The 17,387-nt window shown below is 53.8% G+C and carries 19 protein-coding genes; 8 read left to right on the top strand and 11 right to left on the bottom strand.

From position 1 onward, the window contains the following. Positions 1-5: 5 nt before the first annotated feature. A complete protein-coding gene (uvrB, locus tag C7386_RS01205; RefSeq protein ID WP_242994852.1) occupies positions 6-1,928 on the bottom strand; it encodes an excinuclease ABC subunit UvrB in 1,923 nt (640 codons plus the stop codon). A gap of 204 nt (positions 1,929-2,132) precedes the next feature. Continuing rightward, on the bottom strand, positions 2,133-2,819 hold the full coding sequence (locus tag C7386_RS01210) for a JAB domain-containing protein (RefSeq protein WP_437124090.1): 687 nt from the start codon (positions 2,817-2,819) through the stop codon (positions 2,133-2,135). On the opposite strand from C7386_RS01210, the gene C7386_RS13950 reads away from it, so the two are divergent. Further along, on the top strand, positions 2,789-2,866 hold the full coding sequence (locus tag C7386_RS13950) for a hypothetical protein (protein WP_418127334.1): 78 nt from the start codon (positions 2,789-2,791) through the stop codon (positions 2,864-2,866). The two genes, C7386_RS01210 and C7386_RS13950, sit on opposite strands and share 31 nt — an antisense overlap. Before the next feature lie 114 nt (positions 2,867-2,980). On the opposite strand, the gene C7386_RS01215 is transcribed toward C7386_RS13950, so the two are convergent. Continuing rightward, complete coding sequence (locus C7386_RS01215) at positions 2,981-3,580, bottom strand: GNAT family N-acetyltransferase (protein ID WP_110435257.1); 600 nt, start codon at positions 3,578-3,580, stop codon at positions 2,981-2,983. A gap of 260 nt (positions 3,581-3,840) precedes the next feature. Here C7386_RS01215 and C7386_RS01220 point away from each other — a divergent pair, with 260 nt between their 5' ends. The 5 genes from C7386_RS01220 (at position 3,841) to C7386_RS01240 (ending at position 7,538) form a co-directional block, all read left to right on the top strand. Continuing rightward, entirely contained in the window at positions 3,841-4,395 is a 555-nt protein-coding gene (locus C7386_RS01220) for a DUF4364 family protein (RefSeq protein ID WP_158557284.1), read from the top strand. A gap of 5 nt (positions 4,396-4,400) precedes the next feature. Beyond that, a complete protein-coding gene (locus C7386_RS01225; RefSeq protein ID WP_147357269.1) occupies positions 4,401-4,769 on the top strand; it encodes a CidA/LrgA family protein in 369 nt (122 codons plus the stop codon). Next, on the top strand, positions 4,762-5,454 hold the full coding sequence (locus C7386_RS01230) for an LrgB family protein (RefSeq protein ID WP_110435260.1): 693 nt from the start codon (positions 4,762-4,764) through the stop codon (positions 5,452-5,454). The genes C7386_RS01225 and C7386_RS01230 overlap by 8 nt, the downstream gene beginning before the upstream one ends. Positions 5,455-5,562: 108 nt before the next feature. Continuing rightward, positions 5,563-6,840, top strand: a complete 1,278-nt coding sequence (locus C7386_RS01235) for a glycosyl hydrolase family 18 protein (RefSeq protein WP_116704686.1) — start codon at positions 5,563-5,565, stop codon at positions 6,838-6,840. Positions 6,841-6,992: 152 nt separating this feature from the next. Continuing rightward, positions 6,993-7,538 (top strand): CAP domain-containing protein, encoded by a 546-nt coding sequence (locus tag C7386_RS01240; protein ID WP_116704687.1) that lies wholly within the window; start codon positions 6,993-6,995, stop codon positions 7,536-7,538. A 54-nt stretch (positions 7,539-7,592) separates the two neighbouring features. Here the strand turns inward: C7386_RS01240 and C7386_RS01245 are convergent, their stop codons facing one another. After that, positions 7,593-8,612: a DUF4179 domain-containing protein gene (locus C7386_RS01245; protein ID WP_116704688.1), complete on the bottom strand. Its 1,020-nt coding sequence runs from the start codon at positions 8,610-8,612 to the stop codon at positions 7,593-7,595. Continuing rightward, positions 8,609-9,091 carry an RNA polymerase sigma factor gene (locus tag C7386_RS01250; RefSeq protein ID WP_227600892.1) on the bottom strand — a complete coding sequence of 161 codons (483 nt, stop codon included), beginning with the start codon at positions 9,089-9,091 and terminating at the stop codon, positions 8,609-8,611. Before C7386_RS01250 ends, C7386_RS01245 begins: the two co-directional genes overlap by 4 nt. A 559-nt stretch (positions 9,092-9,650) precedes the next feature. On the opposite strand from C7386_RS01250, the gene C7386_RS01255 reads away from it, so the two are divergent. After that, positions 9,651-10,061: an RrF2 family transcriptional regulator gene (locus tag C7386_RS01255; protein ID WP_110435264.1), complete on the top strand. Its 411-nt coding sequence runs from the start codon at positions 9,651-9,653 to the stop codon at positions 10,059-10,061. A 30-nt stretch (positions 10,062-10,091) separates the two neighbouring features. Further along, the gene (locus C7386_RS01260) at positions 10,092-10,637 is read left to right on the top strand and encodes an NADH peroxidase (RefSeq protein ID WP_110435265.1); all 546 of its coding nucleotides are present in this window, start codon (positions 10,092-10,094) and stop codon (positions 10,635-10,637) included. Between the two features lie 99 nt (positions 10,638-10,736). Here the strand turns inward: C7386_RS01260 and C7386_RS01265 are convergent, their stop codons facing one another. The 6 genes from C7386_RS01265 to C7386_RS01290 all read right to left on the bottom strand — a co-directional run bounded on the left by C7386_RS01265 (position 10,737) and on the right by C7386_RS01290 (position 17,147). Continuing rightward, on the bottom strand, positions 10,737-10,880 hold the full coding sequence (locus tag C7386_RS01265) for a FeoB-associated Cys-rich membrane protein (RefSeq protein ID WP_116704689.1): 144 nt from the start codon (positions 10,878-10,880) through the stop codon (positions 10,737-10,739). 13 nt (positions 10,881-10,893) lie between these two features. Then, a complete protein-coding gene (gene feoB / locus C7386_RS01270) occupies positions 10,894-13,278 on the bottom strand; it encodes a ferrous iron transport protein B (protein WP_116704690.1) in 2,385 nt (794 codons plus the stop codon). A 404-nt stretch (positions 13,279-13,682) separates the two neighbouring features. After that, positions 13,683-15,365 carry a recombinase family protein gene (locus C7386_RS01275; protein ID WP_437124086.1) on the bottom strand — a complete coding sequence of 561 codons (1,683 nt, stop codon included), beginning with the start codon at positions 15,363-15,365 and terminating at the stop codon, positions 13,683-13,685. Further along, entirely contained in the window at positions 15,337-15,639 is a 303-nt protein-coding gene (locus C7386_RS01280) for a helix-turn-helix domain-containing protein (protein WP_437124087.1), read from the bottom strand. Before C7386_RS01280 ends, C7386_RS01275 begins: the two co-directional genes overlap by 29 nt. 17 nt (positions 15,640-15,656) lie before the next feature. Further along, positions 15,657-15,842 carry a hypothetical protein gene (locus tag C7386_RS01285; RefSeq protein ID WP_021683581.1) on the bottom strand — a complete coding sequence of 62 codons (186 nt, stop codon included), beginning with the start codon at positions 15,840-15,842 and terminating at the stop codon, positions 15,657-15,659. Positions 15,843-15,857: 15 nt separating this feature from the next. Beyond that, positions 15,858-17,147 carry a plasmid recombination protein gene (locus C7386_RS01290; RefSeq protein ID WP_021683580.1) on the bottom strand — a complete coding sequence of 430 codons (1,290 nt, stop codon included), beginning with the start codon at positions 17,145-17,147 and terminating at the stop codon, positions 15,858-15,860. Between the last annotated feature and the right edge of the window lie 240 nt (positions 17,148-17,387).

Below are 17,387 nucleotides of genomic sequence, written 5' to 3' on the forward strand. Positions count from 1 at the left end.
CTCCATTATCCATTTTCAAGCGCCTTAATCTGATCACGGAGCTGTGCTGCGATCTCAAACTCGAGCATCTTCGCAGCCTCCTTCATCTGGCGAGTCAGGCGGGCGATCTCCTGCTGTTTTTCGCCCTTGCTGCGCAGCTTTTTCTTGCTGCTCGAGGGCACATTCGAGGTGATCTCGATAACATCCTGCACCTTTTTATGCACAGACCTGGGGATAATTCCGTGTGCCTTATTAAACGCATCCTGCAGCGCACGACGGCGCTCGGTCTCGTCCATCGCGCGCTTCATCGAGGGCGTGATGCTGTCCGCGTACAGCACGACCATGCCGTGCTCATTTCGTGCGGCGCGGCCGATGGTCTGGATGAGCGAGGTCTCCGACCGGAGAAATCCCTCCTTGTCCGCATCGAGAATAGCAACGAGCGACACCTCGGGAATGTCGAGGCCCTCACGCAGCAGGTTGATGCCAACCAGCACATCGTACACGCCGAGACGCAGATCGCGCACCAGCTCCTGCCGCTCGATGGTCTTAACATCGTGGTGCATGTAGCGCACCTTGATGCCTGCGGTCTCAAGGTAATCGGTCAAATCCTCGGCCATTTTCTTGGTGAGCGTGGTGACCAGAACCCGTTCTCCCTTGGCTGTGCGGGCGTTGATTTCTCCAATGAGATCGTCGATCTGCCCATCAACCGGACGGACAACGACCTCCGGATCAAGCAGACCGGTCGGGCGGATGACCTGTTCGACCACCTGACCCGAGCGCGACAGCTCGTACTCGGCAGGTGTTGCGGAAACATACACAATCTGGTTCAGGCGGTCGTTGAACTCGTCAAAATTGAGCGGACGGTTGTCATAGGCACTCGGCAGGCGGAAGCCGTTCTCGACCAGACTTTCCTTGCGGGCGCGGTCGCCGTGATACATGGCGCGTACCTGCGGGAGCGTGACGTGGCTCTCGTCCACGATAAGCAGAAAATCCTTCGGGAAATAGTCGATGAGCGTGTACGGCGCACTTCCCGGCGCACGCCGCGACAGCACGCGCGAATAGTTCTCGACGCCCGAGCAGAAACCGATCTCCTGCAGCATTTCAATGTCGTAGCGGGTGCGCTGCGCGATGCGCTGTGCCTCGATCAGCTTGCCGTTTTCCTCGAAGTATTTTACGCGCTGTTCCAGTTCTTCCTCCAAATCCTTGATGGCTTCCTCCAGCTTTTCCTTGGGCGTGACATAGTGGCTCGCCGGAAAAACAGCAATATGCCCCAGTTCACCGAGAGAAACGCCGGTCAGCGGGTTAATACGGCTGATGCGGTCCACCTCATCACCGAAAAACTCGATACGGACAACATCCTCATCCGAGTATACCGGCCAGATTTCCACCGTGTCACCGCGCACGCGGAAGCGGTTGCGCTCGAACGCAATGTCGTTGCGCTCATACTGAATGTCTATCAGTCGACGGATGAGCTCCTCGCGGCTCATCTCCATGCCCGGACGGATGGAAATGACCATGCTTTTGTAGTCGATCGGGTCGCCGAGTGAGTAAATGCACGACACGGACGACACAATGATCACATCGCGTCTCTCGCTCAGCGCCGAGGTCGCCGAGTGGCGCAGGCGGTCGATTTCATCATTGATGGCGGAATCCTTCTCAATATAGGTGTCGGTCGAGGCGATATACGCCTCCGGCTGGTAATAATCGTAGTAGGATACGAAATATTCTACCGCATTCTCGGGAAAAAATTCGCGCAGCTCGGTGCAGAGCTGTGCGGCCAGCGTTTTATTGTGCGCGAGCACCAGCGTCGGGCGCTGGGTCTGCTCGATGATGTTCGCCATGGTGAACGTCTTGCCCGAGCCGGTAACGCCCATCAGCGTCTGCTCGGTCAGACCGTTGTTGATGCCCTCCACCAGTTTGGCTACCGCCTCCGGCTGATCGCCTGCCATTTGGTAGGGGCTGTGTATCTTGAAATCAGGCAAGGAAATAGACCTCCCTCTTTGCTTTTAGCGTGTGCAGTAATTGAGAATGGAGAATGGAAAATGGAGAATGAATGTGCGCCGCACAGCGGCGTATCAAATTCCGTGCTATGCACGGTTCCTTAATTCTCAATTCTCCATTCTCAATTTTCTATTACTTCGACCGTTTACAAATCAGTACCGTTTTCTTAGGCTGCCGCTTCTTAATCGACCGATAGATGTGAAATTGCTGCGTGCCACAACGCAGTGATCGACCAGCTCCAACCCCAGTTCGGAGAGCGTGCGCTGCAGACGGTCAGTCATATCAAAATCCTCCTGCGAAGGTGTCGGCGTGCCGTTCGGATGATTATGCGCCAGCGCAACGCCTGCCGCACCGGCCATCAAGGCACCGCGGGCAATCTTGTAGCTGTCCACCTGCACCCGCGCATGTCCGCCGCGTGCGATCTCCTCGCACTTGAGCACACGCCCCGCGCCATCCACATAGGCGGCCAGCAGCACTTCCTCCCGCTCGGCGCACAGCTGCGGCACGAAATATGCGCCGATGCGGTCATAGGTGTTCAGTTTATCGGTAAACTGCTCCATTTTCGCCACATCCGCCTGATAACGGTGAAACAGGGCAAAGCACAGGTGCAGCAGCTCCGCCGAGCGCGGACCGACGCCTTCGACCGTCTGTAGCTCGTCCTCGGTTGCCTCGAGCACCGCATGCAGTGAACCAAACCGCTGCATCAGCCGGTGTGCTGTCGGGTTGGTGTCGCCCTGCCGCACCGCAAAATACAGCAGCATCTCCAGCACCTCGTGGTCGCTGAAGATCTCCAGTCCGAACCGGCGGAATTTGTCCAGCATGCGCTGGCGATGACCCATATGCGGGTTATCCGGCATCTGTATTTCCTCCCCCTGTACAAAATTGAGAATGGAGAATCGGAGAATTGAAGATTGAAAGCAGTATCGCGCTCTGCGCGATTGTTTAATACGCCGCTTCGCGGTGTTGCCTGAATTCTCCATTATCCATTCTCAATTCTCCATTAAAAATGAATCTTCTCCACCGCCTGATTGAGCGCTCTGGTTACCAGCGGACTGTCCTTAATCTCCGGGAACGGAACGGTCGGCTGCGGTGCGCCGTCATGCGGACGCAGGCTCTTTCCCATCCAGAGGACATCGCGCCACTGACCGAATTTATACATGCTCTCCTGATATGCGCCCGAGATGATAAAGCCCATGGCTTTATGGAACTTCATCGACCGCTCATTCGGTGAAGTGATGCCGACGTAGATATTATAGTATCCCTGCATCGCCAGCAGTTCAAACAGCGCGGCGTAAATCGCACCGGCGATACCGTGGCGGTGCTGCTCCTGTGCAACGTAGATGGACGTTTCGACCGACCACTGATAGGCAGCGCGGGTACGGTGCGGCGCAGCATAGCCATAGCCGACGACCTCGCCGTCAATGCGGCAGACCAGCCACGGCAGCTTTTGGGTATAGGTGCGCCACCGGCGGGTAAACTCCTCTATCGAAGGAGCATCGTACTCGCTCGACACAGTGGTTTGAATAACATACGGCGCATACAGCGCAAGCATCTCGGCAATATCTTCTTCCTCTGCAGGACGCAGAACAACTTCCGGCATGATTTTTTCCTCGTTTCGACATAATCTCGATATAAGTATACCGCATTCATTTTTTATGTTCAATAGGAGATTATCAAAAAACCGCACATTTGTTCGCCTTGTATCTGCTGATTTTTTTACAGTATAATTCTTGCCGTTCTATATAATATTCTTTGTCATTTCAGCCGATTGCATTTTGCCTTGCCGAGTAGTATACTATGAAAAGCACTGACGAAAACGGCGTTTCGCCCTGCCGGGGAAGAGAAGGAGGCATCGCGCATATGGTTCGCTACGGTTTTATCCATACCAAAGAGGATATCAAGTTTCTGGTCCTGTTCGCCATGGATCTGCTGCCATTTCCGGTCAGCTTCAGCACCATTGTGGACTTAACGACCTGGTGTGACGAAGGCTTTGGCTACTTCGAGCTGAGCGAGGCTTTCTACGAGATGGTCCCGACCGGGCACATCGAGGAGATACCCGACGAAGGAGAAACCCTGTACGCCATCACCGAAAAGGGACGCGAGGCTACCCGCATTTTCGAGAAGCAGCTTCCCTATCCGGTCCGCGAAGCCGCACAGCGCTCTGCGCTGCGTGTCGTCCGCCAGATCCGGCGCGACGCCGGCATCCACACCGCCGTCACCGAGCACGGTCCGAACGACCTGACCGTCCGCATGGAAATGGAGCAGGTGTTCGCGGTGGAAATGAACGTCGTCAGTCACGGACAGGCTGCCATGCTCGAGCGTACCTTTAAGGAAAACGCCGAGGCCGTCTATCAAACATTGCTCACCGCAATGACCAAAAACTACGCAAACGAGAAAGAAGCGCAAAAACCTTGAAACACATGAAGCAACTCGGTGTGCTGCTTGCCTGCTGTGTCGGCGGCTCACTGCTCTCCCTTTTACTCCGCGGTCTGCTGCCCGGCAACGTGCTCGGTCTGACCTTGCTGCTCGCCTTGCTCATCTTCGGTGCGGTTCGTCTGCACCATGTAGAGAGCGTAGCGGATTTTCTGCTGCAGAACATGGCATTTTTCTTTCTGCCCGCCATGCTGGGCGTGCTGGAAATCTGGAACGACATCAAAAGCGAAGCACTCGCCATCCTTGCCGTCTGCCTGCTGACCACGCTGTGTACTGCCGCTGCTACCGCACTGACCGTACATATCGTGTTCCGTCTGCAGCACCGTGAAACCGAGGAGGCGTTCGACCATGACTGATCTTCTCTCCTCCTCGCAGTTCTGGCTGCTGGTTTCCATCGGTTTTTATGCGCTTGGCGTAGAGATTCAAAAGAAAACCGGTTCTGCGGTCTGCAATCCGCTGCTGATTGCCTCGATTCTGGTCGGTGCGCTGCTGATCGCAACCGGCACCCCCTATCAGACCTATGAGGAATCCGGCAAGCTGATCTCGTTCTTTCTGACACCGGCAACGGTAGCGCTTGCGATCCCGATTTACCGCAAGCTGGATGTACTGCTGAAAAACCTGCTGCCCATCCTGCTCGGCGCGTTCGTCGGCTCGATGGTATCCATCGGCAGCGTGCTGCTCTTCAGCCATCTGTTCGGTCTGAGCGAAAGCACGACACTTTCTCTCGTGCCGAAATCGGTAACAACTCCGATTGCGGTCGCGGTAGCCGAAATGCTCGGCGGCGTAACCTCCATCACCGCGATTGCGGTTGTCATCACCGGCATCATCGGCGCGATCATCCTGCCGACCTTCCTCAAGTGCATCGGCGTACGCAATCCGGTGCAGATGGGTCTGTCCATCGGCACGGCCTCCCATGCGGTCGGTACCTCGCGTGCCATTGAGCTGGGTGAGACCGAAGGCGCAATTTCCGGTCTGGCAATCGGCGTTGCCGGTCTGCTGACGGCACTTATCGTGTCGATTGGCTCGGCAATTCTGTTATAATTGAAAATGGAGAATGGAAAATGTCGCTATCCTTGCGCGATACCCTAATTCTCCATTCACAAAACCACCTTTCCCCTGCATAAAATGCAGGAGAAAGGTGGTTTTTCTATGGTGATCCATGTTGTTCAGCCGGGCGATTCGCTGTACCGCATTGCACAGCTGCACAGTGTTCCCCTGCCGTTCCTCATCCAGCAGAACGAGCTGCACGAGCCGTACCGGCTTACGCCCGGGCAGACCATCGTTGTTCCGCAGCCGGAAAAGACGTACATCGTCCGCCGCGGCGACACGCTTGGCAGCATTGCCGCGCAGAACGGCACAACCGTGATGCGGCTGTGGCAGAACAATCCGCAGCTTGGCGGCACCGACCGCATTCAGCCGGGTCAGATGCTTGTACTCAGCTATGGAAACAAGCTGGGACGCTTTGCGGTGAACGGCTACGCCTATCCGAGCATCGACCTGCGCGTTCTGCGCCGCACACTGCCCTATCTGACGTACTTATCCGTATTTTCCGTCGGTTTTGACAACGCAGGACGCATTTTACCATTCTCTGCCGAGCTGCTCGTGCGCATGGCGCGGCAGTATCAGGTGAAGCCTTTGCTCGTGCTGACAACACTCGGCGAGGACGGGCAGTTCTCCGGCGAACGCGCCCACCGGCTGCTGAACACCCCGACGGCTCGCGCGGCGCTGATTGAAAATCTGGCACAGGTACTGGCCATGCAGGGCTTCGCCGGTGTGGACATTGATTTCGAGTATGTGCCGCCGGAGGACGCGGACGCATATGCCGCGTTTGTCCGCTCGGTCCGCGAGCGGCTCTCGCCTGCCGGATACACGGTCTTCGCGGCACTCGCGCCTAAAACCTCCGCCGCGCAGCAAGGTCTTCTGTATGAGGCGCACGACTATGCCGCGCTCGGCTCTGCGGCGGACCGTGCCCTGCTGATGACCTATGAATGGGGTTACGCGTTGTCCGCTCCGATGGCGGTCGCGCCGATTAACAAGGTAGAGCAGGTCGTGCGGTTTGCCGTGTCGCAGGTGCCGCCGGATAAGCTGTTCATGGGCATCCCGAACTACGGCTACGACTGGACGCTGCCCTATGTGCAGGGACAGTCGCGCGCCCGCAGTCTGGGCAACGTGCAGGCCGTCGAGCAGGCGATTCAGGTCGGTGCGCCGATTCGCTATGATGCCACGGCGCAGTCTCCGCACTACAACTACTGGCGTGACCGTGCCGAGCACGAGGTCTGGTTCGAGGACGCGCGTTCTGTCCGCGCCAAGCTGGCGCTTGCCGGAGAATATCAGCTGGCAGGCGTCAGCATCTGGAATATTATGCGGTATTTTCCGCAGCTGTGGCTCGTGCTGAACAGCCTGTACGACATCGAAAAGCTTGGATAAAATTCACCAAACCGACCGAGTTTTCCCTGTTTCGGTCGGTTTTTTCCGTGCTTCGGCAGTTTCTCCTTGGATTTCCATTGCAAAACGGTTACAAAACCCGCTATCATACGGTGCATGGGAGTTTCCCGCAAAATCCAAGGAGGTATCTACCTATGAAGTTCAAGAGACTCGTGCCGCTGGCACTTGCGCTTGCCATCGCATCCACCAATGCTGCAGAAGCCGCATATCTGCAGCAGAACCGTTTCTCGTTCGTCGTGCGCCCGAATTACACGCAGACGGTCAGCCGTCCTTCTGCGAGCAAGCCCTCACAAAGCACCGCCGCGAACAGCAGCTACGCCGCGCAGGTGGTCTCGCTGGTAAACGCCGAGCGTGCCAGGCAGGGACTGCCCGCACTGACCGTCAGCACCACGGTGCAGCAGGCGGCGCAGACCCGCGCCGGAGAACTGCAAACCAGCTTTTCGCACACACGTCCGAGCGGCGCATCCTGCTTTACCGCGCTGACCGAGGCCGGCGTTTCCTACGCGCGTGCCGGTGAAAACATCGCCTATGGTCAGAGCACGCCGGAGGCTGTTGTCCAGTCGTGGATGAGCTCGTCCGGCCACCGCGCGAATATTCTCAGCAACAGCTTCACCTCGATCGGCGTCGGCTGTACCGTTGTGAACGGAACCGCATACTGGGCGCAGCTTTTCACCGCATAAACGCAAAAACAGACCGCATTTGCGGTCTGTTTTGTTGCTCTATCCTGCCGTTTATCACGAGAGCGGATATACCTCGCCGTTGATGGTAACGGACTGCACATTATCCAGATCAAACGCACGCGCGAGCACGGCAATCTCGGTGTCGATGCGGTCGGTGTCCTCGGTGGAATTGAAGCCGTAGGTATACAGAGTACGGTCAACATCCGCGTTTTCGTCCAGAATAACGTACTCCGAGCCGTCCCTCAGCTGCACGCTCAGCTTATCGACCTCATCCACCGTGCAGTGCATATCCGCATTGCGGATGCGGATGCCGATCTGCGACAGCGTTACATCGCCGTTTTCGCTCGTCAGGTACGGCATCTGCTGAAATTCCGGCAGATCGACCGCCAGAACCGTCTTTGCGGTACCCGCTCCGTCCGCACGCACGGTCGTTTTACCCGGCTCGAGCGCCTCCAGACGGAGCGGCTCTCCCTGCCTGTAATCGCTCGAAATCGCAAATGCGCCCTCGAAATAGTAGTCGTTGTCGGTCGAACGCACGGTATCGAGATAAAATTCACTGCCGCAGAAGCCGCTGTCGCCGTACATGACCTCGAAATCAAGCTGTCCCTCCTCGGCATAGCACGAGGACAGCGTGGACCATGTGATGTCGGGCTTGTTCCGATAGCTGTCGAGCAGGTGCGCCAGCGTGAACGGCTTTACACCGTCCTGCTTTTTGTTTGCAAGGTGCAGACTGATCACACCCGTACCCGCACTCTCGTCAAACAGCACGGACTCCACCGACAGACGGTAATGCTCGTTCTCGTCGGTCAGCCTGGCGTTGTCCGCCGTCTGTACATACCCTTCGAGATTCGCGTCTCCGCCATTCGGAAACAGCAGCGGAAACCAGCTCTGGGCATTCGCGGCAAATGCAGTTCCGCCGATGCACAGCGCGGCAGCCAGTCCGGCGCAGACGATTTTCTTCGCTGAGAAACGGCGTACCGGCTTGCTTTCTCGCTCGGGCAGGCTGTCCAGCGCTCTGCGGACACTGCGGTCAAATTCTTCGGTCATTTTCGGGAAATCATTATGGTTCATCATGCGAAGCACGCTCCTTTCAAGTCCTTGCGCAAATGCTCTCTTGCCGCTCGGAGACGGGTCTTGACTGTGTTTTCCGGTATGCCGAGCATTCCGGCAATCTCACGGGTCTTAAAGCCCTCTAAGTAGTACAGCTCCACCGGCAGGCGCAGCTTTTCCTCCAGTGCGGTGATGGCGGCATACAGGTCGCTGTAATCATCAGCCGCAGGCGCCGGTATCGCCTCTGCAGCAGCCGCGTCATACGACGCAAGCCGCTGCTGACGGCGCAATATCGTGCTGCACTCGTTGATGAGTATGCGGACCAGCCACGTTTTGAAATACCGCGTGCTGCGCAGCGAATCCAGCTGCTCCCAGGCCCGCAGGATTGCCTGCTGCGCCGCGTCTGCACAGTCATGCTCACTGCGGAGCATGGTTTTCGCAACCCGGTACAGCGTAGGCTCGGCTGCCAGCACCGCGGAGGTAAATTGCTCTCTATCCATCATAAGCGGGTTCTCCTTTCCGAAAGCGTCCGGACAGCGCAGACAGGTTTCGCAAAAAGCGCTTCCCGTCTGCTGCTTTCATCTATTAGACGGTTCGGTGCGGCAAATGGTTTTGTGAAAGGCAAATTTTTCGTACTTGCATTTTGCATTACCTATTATACAGTACAAGCGCACAAAACGAAATCGGTACAGAGATTCAAAACACATTTCCCCACCGTATCACACAATACAAATGAATAAATGACGAATGCTGAATCTCCACGTTCATTTTCCATCCTCACCTCTCCATTCCTAAACCGATAGACAAAAGTCTCCCGCCATGGTATACTGTCCTTATCTGGTATAGTTAAGGCAACACCGCACAATTAAAGCTGCGGCTCCTTGCGCAGGCTCCGGTCGCGCTGCCGCGGCGGTATTGCCTTAATTCGAGTCGAAGATCAAGTTGCTTATTGATAACTATTATCAAATAAAAAATATTATTTATTTTTATAAAAACCTATTGACATTTTGGCACAACACGGTTATACTAAAGTTGTTCCAAGGAGAGAAAGGAAGGAACGATTTGAGAATCACACATGAAGCGGATTATGCAATTCGTGTGACCTATTGTCTGGCACTTGCAGGCGAAAAGCAGTGCGCGAAGGATATTTCCGAGGTAACCGGCGTAACACTCCGGTTTGCACTTAAAATTCTCCGCAAGCTGACGCAGTCCGGTATTACAAAATCCTACAAGGGCGTTGCCGGCGGCTATGAGCTGAACCACTCCCCATCGGAGATCAGTCTCGGCGCGATCATCGAATGCATTGATGGTCCGATCGCTATCAATCACTGCCTTGCAAATGAGTTCCAGTGCACACACATGGGCACCCAGAAGGAATGTGATTTTCATCGCGTGTTCTCGGAGATCAATCGATCTCTGCGCGATCAGCTTTGTTCGATAACAATGGATCGTTTCCTGCCCCCTCAAAAATAAATTTGTTCAACGATACAGGAGGAAAAAATCATGAAAAAGTTTGTTTGTTCCGTATGTGGTTATGTATATGAAGGCGAAGCAGCTCCGGCAGAGTGCCCGATCTGCCACGCACCGGCAGAGAAGTTTAAGGAGCAGGCCGGTGAAAAGACCTGGGCAGCTGAGCACGTTGTAGGCGTTGCACAGGGTGCTCCGGAGGACATCATGGCTGACCTGCGTGCTAACTTTGAGGGCGAGTGCTCCGAGGTTGGTATGTATCTGGCAATGGCTCGCGTTGCACACCGCGAGGGCTATCCGGAAATCGGCCTGTACTGGGAGAAGGCTGCATTCGAGGAAGCAGAGCACGCTGCTAAGTTCGCAGAGCTGCTTGGCGAGGTTGTAACCGACTCCACCGAGAAGAACCTGCAGATGCGTGTAGACGCTGAGAACGGCGCAACCGCCGGCAAGTTTGATCTGGCAAAGCGCGCTAAGGCTCTGAACCTCGATGCTATCCATGACACCGTACATGAGATGGCACGCGACGAGGCTCGCCACGGCAAGGCTTTCGAGGGCCTGCTGAAGCGTTACTTCAACAAGTAATTGAGACTATTCAGAGGGCAGGCAGAAATGCCTGCCCTCTTTTTTTCAGAAACCGATAAACAGCAGCCTGTCCGCTCTTGGAACGGACAGGCTGCTGTTTTATTTGTGTTTTTCACTTTTGCATTGCACGGGACAGCCGGAGCAGTGTCCGGAACAGCCGGACGGATGCTTTTTCATCGAACGGAGCGCGGCAAACAGCGCGATGCCGATCAATGCCAGAATCAAAATAGTAGGGAGATTCATATACCGTGCCTCCTTATGCCAGACCAAATGCAAGACCGACACAGCGGACGGCAAAGGCAATGAGCCATGCAATCACGCATTGGGTCAGCGCAGTCGTGATGGCAGCCCGTGTGCTGCCCATCTCACGCTTTACGGTGGCAATTGCCGCAACACAAGGGGTGTAGAGCAGCACGAATACCAGAAATACGACCGCGGTAAACGGCGTAAACAGGGTGCTGATGCTGGATACCTCGCCGCCGAGCAGCAGCGTCAGCGTGGATACAACGCTTTCCTTTGCGGTAAAGCCGGTAATCAGGGCGGTGGACACGCGCCAGTCCGCAAAGCCGAGCGGTGCGAACAGCGGTGCAAAAATGCTGCCCAGCACAGCCAGCAGGCTGCTTTCCGGCATAGACACCACATTAAAGCGTGCATCGAAGGTCTGCAGGAACCAGATTACGATAGAAGCAGCAAAGATGATGGTAAATGCCTTCTGGATAAAGCCCTTTGCCTTTTCCCAGATAAGGTGCACAACACTTTTGGCACTGGGCAGACGGTAATTCGGCAGCTCCATAACGAACGGAACCGGTTCACCCTTGAAGCAGGAGACCTTCAAAATGATCGCATACAGGATGCCGCAGAGAATGCCGAACAGATACAGGCCAATCATGGCAAGCGCACGATACCGCCTGGGGAAAAAGGCGCTGATCATCATGGTGTAGATGGGCAACTTGGCCGAGCAGCTCATAAACGGAGTAAGTAAAATCGTCATGCGGCGGTCACGCTCACTGGACAGTGTGCGGGTAGCCATGATGGCCGGAACCGAGCAGCCGAAGCCGACCAGCATCGGCACAAAGCTGCGGCCGGACAGTCCCAGCTTGCGAAGCGGCCGGTCCATGATAAAGGCCACACGCGCCATATAGCCGGTGTCCTCCAGAATCGAGAGGAAGAAGAACAGCGTTACAATGGTCGGCAGGAAGCTGAGTACGCTGCCAACGCCGTTTGCGATACCGTCTACAACGAGCGAGTGAACAACGGGGTTGATCTGCAGGGCGGATAACCCGGCATCTATCCACGAAATGCAGGCATCGACCAGAACGGTCATGCCGTCGGACAGCCATGCGCCGATCCAGCTGAAGGTCATGATGAAGATCAAACCCATGATACCGGCAAAGCAAGGGATAGCGGTGTATTTGCCGGTCAAAAAGCGGTCGATCGCCATACTGCGTTTATGCTCTTTGCTCTCGTGCGGGCGGACGACTGTTGTGCTGCACAGGTTTTCCAGAAAGCTGAACCGCATGTTTGCCAGCGCCGCTTCGCGGTCCAGACCAGAATCCTTCTCCATTACGGATACGATCTGGTCAAAAGCGGAGCGATTGTCATCGGACAGCGCGAGCGCCTTTTCGATGAGCGGGTCCTTTTCGATCAGCTTGGTGGCGGCAAATCGCACCGGCAGACCGGCTCGTTTGGCATTCGGCTCGATCATCAGGGCGGTTGCATGGATGCATCGGTGAACAGCGGCAACCGGATCGTTCTTGTCGCTGCTGTCCTGGCAGAAGTCGATGCCTCTGGGTGTTTCCTGATAGCGGGCGATGTGGATCGCGTGGTCGATCAGCTCATCAATGCCCTCGTTCTTTGCGGCCGAAATCGGCACTACCGGAATGCCGAGCGCCTGCTCAAGCTCATTTACATGGACGGTGCCGCCGTTCGCACGGACCTCGTCCATCATATTCAGCGCCAGCACCATCGGAATGCCCAGCTCCATCATCTGCATGGTCAGGTAGAGGTTTCGCTCAATGTTGGTCGCGTCTACAATATTGATGATACCGTCCGGCTTGTTGTCCAGCAGAAAGCTGCGGGTTACGATCTCCTCGCTGGAATACGGCGACAGCGAATAGATGCCGGGCAGGTCGGTAACGGTTGCCTCCGGATGGCTGCGGATCGTGCCGTCCTTGCGGTCCACCGTAACACCGGGAAAATTGCCGACATGCTGGTTGGCACCGGTCAGCTGATTGAACAGCGTCGTTTTGCCGCAGTTCTGATTGCCGGCAAGCGCAAATGTCAGTTTTTTATCGGCAGCCGCGGCTTTGGCGTGCTCATAAATGTGGTAGTCCTTGGATTTCCTGAGCTCGCCCATGCCGGGGTGCGCCGCAGGACGGTGGCGTACCTGTCCGGCGGAAGGCTTTTTTGTTCGCTGATACGGCGTGCCGACTTCGATCTTCCGCGCTTCATCCAGGCGCAGGGTCAATTCATAGCCGCGCAGCTCAAACTGCACCGGATCACCCATCGGAGCGACCTTCTGCAGCGTAACCTCGGTCTGCGGCGTCAGTCCCATATCGAGCAGGTGATGGCGTAAGGCTCCGCTTCCGCCTACTGCGGTGATCTTCGCACTTTCATGCGGTTTCAGTTTATCCAATGTCATATCTATATCTCCTCGCGGCTTCATGCCGTCGACAGTTTTGCTCTATACTCGTGTACTATTATTCTCCTATGAGCGGGAGTTGTCAATGCTTATTATACAGCAATCCTGCCAATTGTGCACGCGCAGCGCACGGATGACATTGAGAATTACGAGGAACATAACGCCGCCATCGGAAAACAAGACAAATCATGTATCCGCAATACCGGCAGCGCCAGACGAGCGAGCTTAACGAACAGGGCAAAAACGATATTCCGGTACGCTGCCAAGGCGCTTGCGCGAAATCCCGACGTTTCTTAGAAATCTTACAGAATATATTGATATCAAAACTTTCTTTATTTTATATGCATTTTTCTGTCAGAACCCAGGTACATATTCTCTAAAAAAGCCCGTTAACCCGCGTAAACTCAAGGTTTCTTCGACAGCAGGCAGACCGTCTCGACAGTTGTTTCAGTTTCCAAGGGAAGTTCTTTCACTTCCTCACCATCAACAGGCACAGGAAAATTGAATACGATCTTCTTTATCCAGCTTCCGTCTTTCCTTTTCTCCGGGAACATCTCAATTCGCTCGATAAAGGCCTTCATAAACTCCTTCTGCTCCGCTTCCGTTGCGGAATGGTAGACTTCATCAAATGCCAGCAACAAGCGATAGATATTGTCTCCGGAAATCTTCTCCTGCTGGATGCTGCGGATCTGACTTTGCAATTCGCCAATCTGAACTTCGATTTCCTCTATGGTGTCATACTGCTCATCATAGCGGCGCTGCAAGTCCAAAATCTTTCTGTCATAGTGGGCATCATTGATGTCCAAGGTATCCATCTGACGCTCCAAGCGGCTTTTCGTTCCAAAGGCTTGCTTTAGCCGCCCTTGTAGGACAGCAATCTGCCGTTCCATATCTTCTGTATCAACTGCTGTTCCGATTTTCGCCTGAATCGCTTCTACAAACCGTGGATTGTTGACCATAGCGGAGATAACCTTCGCCACAAATTTGTTGATTTCCGTCTGCTCGATATTCAGACGGAAACTGCACTCATGCCCGGTAGGTGTTACCGTATTTTTGCAGTAGTAATAATACCGTGTTTTCTTGTCCTTGCTGTGCGCCTTGGCGATATTGCCGTACATACTCTTTCCGCAGCATGGGCATTTCAAGATACCGGACAGGATGTGTGCGTGGTCTGGATTGTTAACCTTTTCCCGCTTAAAAGAATTGATCTTGCGCTTTTCCTGTGCCAGATACCAATCCTCTTCGGAAATGATAGCTTCGTGTTGTCCTTCATAAACCGGGAACTCCGACTGCTCAACCACGTGCATCTCGTTTCTTGTACCCTGTTTCTTTTCTGTTCTTCGTCTGCCGTAAGCAATCTTTCCCATATAAACAGGATTGTACAATACATTTTTCACAAAATCTCTTGAAAATCCCGGAATGGTATTATTCTGTCTTAGTTTCTTAGTATAACCATTGCGGTTCAGATATTTTGCAACTCCTGCAACACCCTCATTAGTGTGAATGTAGCGGTCATAAATGACACGAATTACTTCCACTTCATCCTCTGCAATGACAAGGTTTCCATTTTCCAGTTTGTATCCATATGGAGCGAAACCGCCGTTCCATTTGCCCTCACGAGCCTTTTGCTCACGTCCTGCCATTGTCTGTGTGCGGATATTTTCTCGCTCAATCTCTGCCACCGCAGACAGCACAGAGATCATCAGCTTTCCTGCATCCTTGGAGCTGTCAATGCCATCCTCCACGCAGATCAGATTGACACCGAAATCCTGCATGAGTTGCAAAGAATTCAGAACGTCCGCTGCATTTCTGCCAAATCGGGACAGCTTAAAGACCAACACATAAGAAACATCATCTTTGCCGTCCTGGATGTCATTCAGCATCCGTTGAAACTCCTGCCGCCCTTGAATGTTCTTTCCGGAAAAGCCCTCGTCAGAATACTCCCCGGCAACGATCATATCCTCGTATGCCGCATACTTCCGCAGCTTGTCACGCTGGGCATCCAAGCTGTATCCGTCAACCTGCATCGAGGTGGACACTCTTGTATAAAGATAGCATTTAAGTTGTTTCTTTTTCAGAATCTCCACCTCCCTCATTCCTTCCTTTTACCATAAGTCCCTCGTTGCGGATATAATACTCCAAAAGCCACAGCACATAATCCGGTGCATGGCGGTTGTCCAATTCCCATTCAGTCATAGTCCGGTAAGGAATATGGACGAGCTTGCAAAAATCTTTCCGATTCAGTCCTGTGCTTTCACGCAACTTTATAATTCTGTTTTTACAATCCATCCGTCTTTTCTCCACAAAAGCAAAAAATACACGTTGCGTAATCATTATAGCATAGCCATAGCGAATACGCAACGTGTAAATTGCAAATTTTATGCAGCCTTATCCGTCAGAAGCTGCGCTTGATTACTTTCCTCGGAATGCTCCACTCCCTGCGGTGCGTCCTGTTCCAATTTATCCAAAACCTGATGTCCATATTTCTGGAGCATCTGGCTCATAACATCCACACAGCGGTCAAATGCCGCATTATATTTCGCTTCCTCATAATATTTCTTCAATAGGCGATTCCTCCATCAAAGTTCCATATCCTGTCCACGCTTCCGGGCAGGGTGTTCGTGTTCCTGTGTTTGCTTTCCTCTGATGAGGATAGAATTGATAAAAGCCCGAACCTTTTCGGATGCGATTTCCAGTGCATCCAGAAAGGGTTGGGCTTTCTGTTTGAGTTCCATATATTTTTCGTTTACCGCTTCATACCGCTGCTTCCAGATGGAAACCGTCTTTTCTGCGGAAGCCAGTTTTTCTTTCAGACGCTTGTTGTCAGCATTGGCGATAATGCCATTGACCGCATAGCGTTTGAGTGTGTCGCATTCATCCGGTGTCAGCGTGATATTGTTTCCGAATGTGGCTTTTTTGCCCATTACTTCAATGTCCTGCACTGTCAGCGCAATGGTCTTTGCCGCCTTGGTTTCCTTTTGCAAAGATTCCAGTTTCTTTTTCTGTTTTGCTGTGGCAGCTTTGGCATCCTCCAAATTCTGTTCTGCCTGTGCCACCTGCCCGGTCACAGCTTCCAGCCGCTGCTGTTCTGCCTGCACCTTGAACTGGGTCACAGTCAGATGTTCCTCGGTGCTTCCACGTTCTCCACGCTCCACATCGGTATAACCGGCGTTTCGCATGAAATTGAAAAAGTCATCCTGCAACACACTGTAGGATGACTTCAAAATCTTTTTCCCTTTTGCGTTGAGCATGGGATTTCCGTCCTCGCCAAGCACCGGCTTGGACTCCCATTTCTTACTGCGGCTGACCTGTGTGATGACCTCCTTAACGGTTCCCCGGAGGGCTTCATCCTTGCATCGCTTCGACCAAAGGATCTGCTTTTCCACCACCGGGATATAAACCACATGAAGGTGGTAGTGGTACACATCTTCGCCCAAAGCTTCGGACATTGCTCGGTTGCGCTCATCGGCGTGCATCACAGCAGAGAGGATATACTGCTCACCACCTACGATCTCCGCAGCAGCTTTGTAGGCATCGGCATAAAACTGTTTCGCAAATTCATAGCCGCCATGATTGTAGAAATAAGCGGAATTCACATCAAATACCAACTCACCGTATTTGACGGCATCCGGTTTCAGACCTCTGGTGGAGATCACGCCGTCTTGTTCCATCTGCTCAAACATTTTTACATAATCGTCCGTGGGTGCTTTGAAATGGACGTTCAGAGAAGTGCGTTCCGGCACGATGTCCTGATTGCTGTAGCTGTCCTTTTCACGCTCATTGTGTTCCTGTACCTTCGCCACATCAGCCGGTGTTTCCAAGTCCTGATTTCTGGCTACGGTACGGTCTATTCCATCATTTCTTGCCATTGGATTTTTCCTTTCTTTGAGATTTGCAACAGCGGAAGGCTGGAGAACGGCACTTTTTCAAAGTGTAATAACCCACTATGACACTTTCATCCATACTGGCTGCAAAGTGCCGTGGGCTCTCCGAGGGCTCTCCCGAGGGGGAATGCGGTCACTGCGGTGACCTCTGCTGACCAAGGCGAAAATGTCTGCGCCTTTTCCCATGGTCAGCCCGTCTGCATGAAGCTGTTCTGTGTCAACTTC

This window comes from Agathobaculum butyriciproducens, from assembly GCA_003096535.1.
GTDB classification, from domain to species: domain Bacteria; phylum Bacillota; class Clostridia; order Oscillospirales; family Butyricicoccaceae; genus Agathobaculum; species Agathobaculum butyriciproducens.

Excerpts from the sequence above, each read along its gene's own strand:
- C7386_RS01260 (WP_110435265.1), top strand. The coding sequence starts at position 10,092 with ATGAAAAAGTTTGTTTGTTCCGTATGTGGTTATGTATATGAAGGCGAA.
- uvrB (WP_242994852.1), bottom strand. The coding sequence starts at position 1,928 with ATGGCAGGCGATCAGCCGGAGGCGGTAGCCAAACTGGTGGAGGGCATC.
- C7386_RS01245 (WP_116704688.1), bottom strand. The coding sequence starts at position 8,612 with ATGATGAACCATAATGATTTCCCGAAAATGACCGAAGAATTTGACCGC.
- C7386_RS01265 (WP_116704689.1), bottom strand. The coding sequence starts at position 10,880 with ATGAATCTCCCTACTATTTTGATTCTGGCATTGATCGGCATCGCGCTG.
- C7386_RS01290 (WP_021683580.1), bottom strand. The coding sequence starts at position 17,147 with ATGGCAAGAAATGATGGAATAGACCGTACCGTAGCCAGAAATCAGGAC.
- C7386_RS01210 (WP_437124090.1), bottom strand. The coding sequence starts at position 2,819 with ATGGGTCATCGCCAGCGCATGCTGGACAAATTCCGCCGGTTCGGACTG.
- C7386_RS01235 (WP_116704686.1), top strand. The coding sequence starts at position 5,563 with ATGGTGATCCATGTTGTTCAGCCGGGCGATTCGCTGTACCGCATTGCA.
- feoB (WP_116704690.1), bottom strand. The coding sequence starts at position 13,278 with ATGACATTGGATAAACTGAAACCGCATGAAAGTGCGAAGATCACCGCA.
- C7386_RS01220 (WP_158557284.1), top strand. The coding sequence starts at position 3,841 with ATGGTTCGCTACGGTTTTATCCATACCAAAGAGGATATCAAGTTTCTG.
- C7386_RS01215 (WP_110435257.1), bottom strand. The coding sequence starts at position 3,580 with ATGCCGGAAGTTGTTCTGCGTCCTGCAGAGGAAGAAGATATTGCCGAG.
- C7386_RS01230 (WP_110435260.1), top strand. The coding sequence starts at position 4,762 with ATGACTGATCTTCTCTCCTCCTCGCAGTTCTGGCTGCTGGTTTCCATC.
- C7386_RS01250 (WP_227600892.1), bottom strand. The coding sequence starts at position 9,091 with ATGATGGATAGAGAGCAATTTACCTCCGCGGTGCTGGCAGCCGAGCCT.
- C7386_RS01240 (WP_116704687.1), top strand. The coding sequence starts at position 6,993 with ATGAAGTTCAAGAGACTCGTGCCGCTGGCACTTGCGCTTGCCATCGCA.
- C7386_RS01225 (WP_147357269.1), top strand. The coding sequence starts at position 4,401 with ATGAAGCAACTCGGTGTGCTGCTTGCCTGCTGTGTCGGCGGCTCACTG.